This window comes from Pseudomonas sp. (assembly GCF_030147005.1).
Taxonomy (GTDB): Bacteria; Pseudomonadota; Gammaproteobacteria; order Pseudomonadales; family Pseudomonadaceae; genus Aquipseudomonas.
The window spans coordinates 1-6,901 of record NZ_JASLAW010000075.1 but is presented as its reverse complement, the minus strand read 5'-3'; the positions used below and the strand labels follow the sequence as shown (position 1 = coordinate 6,901).

Here is a 6,901-nt window from a genome sequence, read left to right as displayed (position 1 = left end):
AGCGCCGGGCCAGCCGCTGTTGCCAGTCGATGCTATAGAGGTTGGAGGTGTGCAACAGCAACCCGGCCTGCTCGCTGATGGCGGTTACCAGCCGGGGATGGGAATGGCCCACATTGGTCACGGCCACGCCGGCAACCGCGTCCAGGTATTCGCGGCCCTGCTGGTCCCACAGACGCGTGCCCAAGCCACGGCTGAAGCTCAGGGCCAAGGGGTGATAGGTGCTCATCAGGCAGGCGGCGGTCATGGTGGCGTGCTCCAGTAAATCGTTGAGAGGGTTGCAGTATCGTTAGCCACTCTCAGTAGATAAACTGCGCTTTTGTGCAATAACTTTGAAGCAGGGCTTGATAATGGATCTGTTCCAGGCGATGTCGGTGTACGTGAAAATCGTGGAAACCGGCAGCATGAGCGCCGCCGCCCAGGAATGCGCGATGTCGACCACCATGGTCGGCAACCACTTGCGTGCGCTGGAGCAACGGCTAGGCGTCAGCCTGCTCAAACGCACCACCCGCAAACAGAACCTTACGGAATTTGGCGCGCAGTATTATCAGCGCTGTCTGGAAGTATTGGGGCTGGTGGCCGATTCCGAGCTACTGGCCGAACAGATCCAAAGCGAAACCCCCAAAGGCACCCTGCGTATCACTGCGCCGCCCGTGTTCAGCACCGAACGCCTTGTGCCGGCCTTAAGCGAATTTTCCCAGCGCTACCCACTTATCGACCTGTACGTGGTGCTGAGCAATGAGCGGATGGACCTCGTGGACAGCGGCTTCGACGTGGCGATCCGCCTGGGCGAACTGGATACTTCCAGCCTGATCGCCAGGCCGCTGCAGCCCTACACCCTCACGCTCTGTGCGTCACCTGCGTACCTGGCGCGCCGTGGCACACCGCAGACGCCCGACGACCTGCGGCAGCACGATTGCCTGGCGTTCGCCTATCCGGCGAACGATAACTGGCGCGACACCGACAAACTGTGGCGCATGACCGGCGATGCAGGCGAGGTGGAGGTTCCTGTGTCCGGCTCATTGACCATCAACAGCTCGCAAGGCTTACGCCAGGCGGCGGTCAACGGCATGGGCATCATCATGCTGGCCGATGCCCTGGTGCAACCGGACCTTGAGAGCGGCAAGCTGGTGGCCTTGTTAACCACCTATAAACTGCCCAGCCGGCCCATGCACCTGCTGTATCGCCCGGACCGTTACCGCTTGCCCAAACTGCGCGCTTTCGTCGACTTTGCCATGCACAAGTGGGCGCGCTAGAAGCCCACGCCCAGCTCGCGCAGACGCGCGGCGGTGCGCTCGGCCGAAACATGGTGAATACCCTGCCAGCCAAGGGCGATAGCCGCGTCGACATTCCCGGCAACGTCGTCGATGAACACCACTTCACCAGGCTGGATATCCGGCAAATGGGCGCGGACCTGTTCGAGGCTGGCACGGTAGATCGCCGGGTCAGGCTTGATCAGCTTCAATTGGCCCGATACGACAATGTCGCGGAATAATTGCAGGAACGGATAGTGCTCGAGGGCATAGGGAAAGGTTTCCGCCGACCAGTTGGTCAGCCCGAACAACGGCATATTCGCTCGATGCAACGCGGTGAGAATCGCGACCCCTTCCGGCAACACACCGCGCAACATCTCGTGCCAGCGCTCGTAATAAGCCTGGATCAAGGTTTCGTGGTCGGGGTGTTGGGCAATCAGGCTGCGGGTGGCTTCAGCCAGGGTACGACCGGCATCCTGCTCGGTGTTCCAGGCCTGGGTGCAGATGTTGTCGAGGAACCACTGCCGCTCTGCATCGTCGGCAATCAGCTTGCGGTACAGGTGCTGCGGGCTCCAGTCGAACAGAACACCGCCGAAATCAAAAACTACAGCACGAATCGTCATCAGATCCTCCGTCAGCGTGGCTTGATTGCCGCAGGAGTCTGGCAGAGTGAGCGCAGTCGTGGGACGCAATGACGGGTAGGACGCTTCCCAAAAAGAAGGGCCTGTGAAATCAAATGTGGGAGCGGCAAGCCCCTCCCACATTGTTGATCGCGTTTAAGCCTGGACCAGACCGTTGATCTTGACGGTGGGGTTCACGTCTGCGTCGTAATCGACGCCGTCGACTTCAAAACCGAACAAGCGCAGGAACTCAGCCTTGTAACCGGCGAAATCGCTGATGTCGTTGACGTTTTCGTCGGTAACCTGGTTCCACAGCGCCGCCACGGCGTCCTGAACCTTGGGCTCCAACTCGGCCAGGTCGGCGCGCAGTCGGCCTTCAGCGTCCAGCTTCGGCTCGCTGCCGTACAGGCTGTCCTTGAACAGGCCGTAGACTTGCTCGATGCAGCCTTCGTGGGTGCCCTGCTCTTTCATCACCTTGAACAGCAACGACAGGTACAACGGCATGATCGGAATCGCCGAGCTGGCCTGGGTAACCACAGCCTTGAGTACCGACACACGAGCATCGCCCTTCAACGCCGCCAGGTTTTCGCGCAGGGTCAGGACTTTTTTGTCGAGGTCTTTCTTGGCTTCGCCGATGGAACCGTTCCAGTAGATGTCCTGGGTCAGCTTCTCACCGAGGTAAGTGAACGCGGTGGTCTTGGCGCCTTCGGCCAGCACATCGGCGTCGCGCAGGGCGTCGATCCACAGTTGCCAGTCTTCGCCGCCCATCACTTTCACGGTGCCGTCGATTTCTTCCTGGGTGGCCGGCTCAAGGGTGGTGTCGACCACAACGCCCTTGTCGGTGTTGATACCGCGCAGGGTCACAGCCTTGCCGATCGGCTTGAGGGTGGAGGTGTGCACCACGCCTTGCGGATCGGTACGACGTGGCGCGGCCAGGCTGTAAACAACCAGGTCGATTTTGCCCAGGTCTTTCTTGATGGTTTCGATGGTCAGGCGCTTGATCTCGTCGGAGAACGCGTCGCCGTTGATGCTCTTGGCGTACAGGCCTTTTTCCACGGCAAACTTCTCGAACGCCGCGCTGTTGTACCAGCCGGCGGAGCTCAGCTTGCCTTCTTCGCCTTCTTTCTCAAAAAACACGCCCAGGGTGTCAGCGCCGCAGCCAAACGCGGCACTGATGCGCGCGGCCAGGCCGTAACCGGTGGAAGCGCCGAGGACCAGCACCTTTTTCGGGCCGCCTTCGATGGCGCCATGCTTGGTCACGTAGTCGATCTGCTCTTTGACGTTCGCTTCACAGCCAACAGGGTGAGCCGTCACACAGATAAAGCCACGAACCCGCGGTTTGATGATCATAAAAATTCTGCCTCTTCCAAGGTGCCGAAGGCCAATGGTGGCCATTCAACTTCAATCGTACCGGTCTATGACGTCTGAAAAACCGAAGCGTCACGATAGTCGCAAATCTTCTGTTCTCAAAATTCAATCCACAACACGTCAGCTTGCCGGCAACGGATACGAATGTTGAGAGGGCTTAACAATTTCGCTCCATTTAAAAAACGCCCGTGCGCGCCATAAAGCCTTATCATGACGATATTGTTTCAATATGTTTCGTGTTTGGAGCCAGGTTCCATGAGCAAAAATGCGGTTGGCAAAAAGCTGGTATCCCTTGCCTGGGTGGTCGGCGTTCTGCTGTTTATGGACGTTTTTCCGCACATCAGCCTGGCGTTCCTGCTGCTGGTGTTGTTCTGCGGTGTTTATGACTTTTTGCGCAATGGCCTGTACGACCGCGCCACCATCAAGAAATACTTCATCGGCAACGGCCGTAACACCTGGATTCTGGCGCCGTTCAACACGCTGTTCGACCTGCTGAGCAGCCGCAACCGTCATGTCTACACAATGCAAGACCTGCCGCCCGCCTGGCGTGAAGACCTGCAACACGTCATCGACGACGCCATGACCCGCAAGGAAGAAATCATCGATTACCTGGACGAGCGCATGGCCGAGAAGAAACGCGGCATGCTGTTTTTCCAGTGGTACGGCCGCCCCATCGAAACCACCCTGGACATCCCGCAACTGCGCAAGAAACTGCCATTTGTGAAAACCATCGGCGTGTCGGTGTTCAACGAGAACCGCTCGACGTCCTTCCATTTCGGCCCGTTGCGCATGATGTTCCGCGTGCTCTACAACATGGCGCCGGCGCCGCACCACGAGGGCGTGTACATCCAGGTGGGCAAGCACAAGCACTATTGGCACAACGACCCGCTGTTTATCTTCGATGACACGCTGATGCACGCCTCCTTCAACAAGAACGACGCGAAACGCTACTGCCTGTTCATTGATATTGTGCGACCGACCCTGGTGCCCTCCGTGCTCAACGCCGTGATTTCGGGCTTTGCCGGCCTGGTGTTCACTCTGCGTCGGGTTTTCTACAAAAACTGGAAGCTGATCCAGTAAGTTCTGCGGCATGATGGTGCTGGACGGAATTTGCGCTCGGCCTTGCGCCTGAGGTAAATAACCGTCTCGTGCGACCGTATACGGCGCGCATCATTCTCAAGCCATTGCGCCTCTCGTGGGTGCGGTGGCTGTGCTTTCAAGGAATCAGAATGCCCCAACGTCATGTGATCAACGCCTCCGTCAGCCCCAAGGGCAGCCTCGAAACCCTTTCCCAACGTGAAGTCCAGCAACTGAGTGAAGCCGGCAGCGGCAGTATCTACGCCCTGTTCCGCCAGTGCGCCCTGGCGATCCTCAACACCGGTGCGCATATCGACAACGCCAAGACCATCCTCGACGCCTACAAAGACTTCGAAGTGCGTATCCACCAGCAGGACCGCGGCGTGCGCCTGGAGCTGCTCAATGCCCCAGCCGACGCTTTCGTCGATGGCGAAATGATCGCAAGCACCCGCGAAATGCTGTTCAGCGCCTTGCGCGACATCGTCTACACCGAGAACGAGCTGGACAGCCAGCGCATCGACCTGAGCAACTCCCAAGGCATCACTGACTACGTGTTCCACCTGCTGCGCAACGCCCGTACGCTGCGCGCGGGTGTCGAGCCGAAGATTGTCGTGTGCTGGGGCGGCCACTCCATCAACACCGAAGAATACAAATACACCAAGAAAGTCGGCCACGAACTGGGCCTGCGCAGCCTCGACGTGTGCACCGGCTGCGGCCCCGGCGTCATGAAAGGGCCGATGAAAGGCGCGACCATTTCCCACGCCAAACAACGCATCACAGGCGGCCGCTACCTGGGCCTGACCGAGCCGGGCATCATTGCCGCCGAAGCGCCAAACCCGATCGTCAACGAGCTGGTCATCCTGCCGGACATCGAGAAACGCCTCGAAGCCTTTGTGCGGGTCGGCCACGGCATCATCATCTTCCCCGGCGGCGCCGGCACCGCCGAGGAATTCCTGTACCTGCTGGGCATCCTGATGCACCCGGACAACCGCGACGTACCGTTCCCGGTCGTGCTGACCGGGCCCAAACATGCGGCCCCTTACCTGGAACAACTGCACGCGTTCGTCGGCGCTACCCTCGGCGAAGCGGCGCAGAAGCACTACCAGATCATCATCGACGACCCAGCCGAAGTCGCGCGCCAGATGACCGCAGGGCTCAAGGCGGTGAAACAGTTCCGTCGCGAGCGCAACGATGCGTTCCACTTCAACTGGCTGCTGAAGATCGACGAAGGTTTCCAGCGCCCCTTCGACCCGACCCACGAAAACATGGCCAGCCTGCAACTTAGCCATGCGCTGCCGCCCCATGAACTGGCGGCCAACCTGCGACGCGCGTTTTCGGGGATCGTGGCGGGCAACGTGAAGGACAAAGGCATTCGCCTAATCGAAGAAAACGGCCCGTATGAGATTCACGGCGACCCGGCGATCATGAAACCGCTGGATGAACTGTTGAAGGCATTCGTCGCCCAGCACCGTATGAAATTGCCGGGCGGCGCGGCGTATGTGCCGTGCTACCGCGTGGTGCAGTGAGCCGACGCGGTCGGTCATAGTTTGTATCGGTTTGGCGCAGGGCCAAAGGTGTGGGGATCAAGCGTTCGGGCCAGGGTTTCCACTACCGACTCACCACACCTGCGAGCGACCTATGGACCAACGGATATTGTCCTCCATTATTCCTTACCCTAAGGTAAGGAATATCACGATGGAGATCTTCACTATGGCAACCGCAACACTGACTTCAAAAGGGCAAATCACTATCCCTGTCCAAGTCAGGACAGCCCTCGGCCTGGAAACAGGCGACCGGGTGGAATTCGTCGAAATGGAAGACGGCAAGTTTTCCATGATCGCCGCGAGTAAAACCGTCACCGACCTCAAGGGACTGATTCGCAAGCCCGACACTACCGTGTCCATCGAGGACATGAACCGCGCCATCGCGGCGCAAGGGGCTAAAGCCGGATGATCGGCCTGGATACCAACGTGCTGGTGCGCTATGTCACCCAGGACGAGCCGGTGCAATCAGCCAAGGCGTCCAGACTGATCGAATCACTCACCGCTGCGTCACCGGGCTTTGTCAGCCTGGTGACCATCGTGGAGTTGGTGTGGGTACTGCAGGCCTGTTATCAATCGGCCAAAAGCGACGTGGTGATGGTGCTGGAAACCCTGCTGCACACCCGCGAACTCACGGTTGAGCACGCCGACGTTATCTGGCAGGCCCTGCGCAAGTTCATTGCGAACAAGGCAGACTTTGCCGACTGCCTGATCGAACGCTGCGCCCACGCGGCGGGCTGCGAGTACACCGCCACCTTTGACCTGAACGCAGCCAAGGCAGCGGGGATGAAACGGATCGGTTAGGCCGTCTTTTGCAGAAGCGGGCTTGCTCGCAAAAAACGCTGATGATTATGCAAGCATTCAGGCAGCACGCGGTGCCTGTGGTTTTTTCGCGAGCATGCTCGCTCGGGAGTATCAGTTTTTTTGTGTTCGGGCTGGTTAGGGCCTGCCGTCAGGCAGGCCGTTGTTTTACCAGCTCGGTCTGGTAAATCGGTCTCCGTACAGGATCGCAAATTGATTCATTGCCACTTTCCAGTCGTGTGCC

General features: G+C 59.1%; 8 protein-coding genes. 5 read left to right on the top strand and 3 right to left on the bottom strand.

All coding sequences use genetic code 11. The annotated features are described in order from the left end of the window. Positions 1–244: aminotransferase class III-fold pyridoxal phosphate-dependent enzyme (locus tag Q1V60_RS07325; RefSeq protein WP_300628815.1), on the bottom strand; the 244-nt coding region annotated here is incomplete at its 3' end. A 103-nt stretch (positions 245–347) separates the two neighbouring features. Here Q1V60_RS07325 and Q1V60_RS07320 point away from each other — a divergent pair. Beyond that, on the top strand, positions 348–1,253 hold the full coding sequence (locus tag Q1V60_RS07320) for a LysR family transcriptional regulator (RefSeq protein WP_300628814.1): 906 nt from the start codon (positions 348–350) through the stop codon (positions 1,251–1,253). Here the strand turns inward: Q1V60_RS07320 and Q1V60_RS07315 are convergent. Next, complete coding sequence (locus Q1V60_RS07315; RefSeq protein WP_300628813.1) at positions 1,250–1,873, bottom strand: HAD family phosphatase; 624 nt, start codon at positions 1,871–1,873, stop codon at positions 1,250–1,252. The two genes, Q1V60_RS07320 and Q1V60_RS07315, sit on opposite strands and share 4 nt — an antisense overlap. A gap of 153 nt (positions 1,874–2,026) precedes the next feature. After that, positions 2,027–3,220: an enoyl-ACP reductase FabV gene (fabV, locus tag Q1V60_RS07310; protein WP_300628812.1), complete on the bottom strand. Its 1,194-nt coding sequence runs from the start codon at positions 3,218–3,220 to the stop codon at positions 2,027–2,029. A 273-nt stretch (positions 3,221–3,493) separates the two neighbouring features. On the opposite strand from fabV, the gene Q1V60_RS07305 reads away from it, so the two are divergent. The 4 genes from Q1V60_RS07305 (at position 3,494) to Q1V60_RS07290 (ending at position 6,660) form a co-directional block, all read left to right on the top strand. Further along, positions 3,494–4,318, top strand: coding sequence for an aspartyl/asparaginyl beta-hydroxylase domain-containing protein (locus Q1V60_RS07305; protein ID WP_300628811.1), 825 nt, complete (start codon positions 3,494–3,496; stop codon positions 4,316–4,318). 149 nt (positions 4,319–4,467) lie between these two features. Then, positions 4,468–5,841, top strand: coding sequence for a nucleotide 5'-monophosphate nucleosidase PpnN (gene ppnN / locus Q1V60_RS07300; protein WP_300628810.1), 1,374 nt, complete (start codon positions 4,468–4,470; stop codon positions 5,839–5,841). A 169-nt stretch (positions 5,842–6,010) separates the two neighbouring features. Next, a complete protein-coding gene (locus tag Q1V60_RS07295) occupies positions 6,011–6,268 on the top strand; it encodes an AbrB/MazE/SpoVT family DNA-binding domain-containing protein (protein ID WP_300628809.1) in 258 nt (85 codons plus the stop codon). Next, positions 6,265–6,660: a type II toxin-antitoxin system VapC family toxin gene (locus Q1V60_RS07290; protein ID WP_300628808.1), complete on the top strand. Its 396-nt coding sequence runs from the start codon at positions 6,265–6,267 to the stop codon at positions 6,658–6,660. Before Q1V60_RS07295 ends, Q1V60_RS07290 begins: the two co-directional genes overlap by 4 nt. Positions 6,661–6,901: the final 241 nt, after the last annotated feature.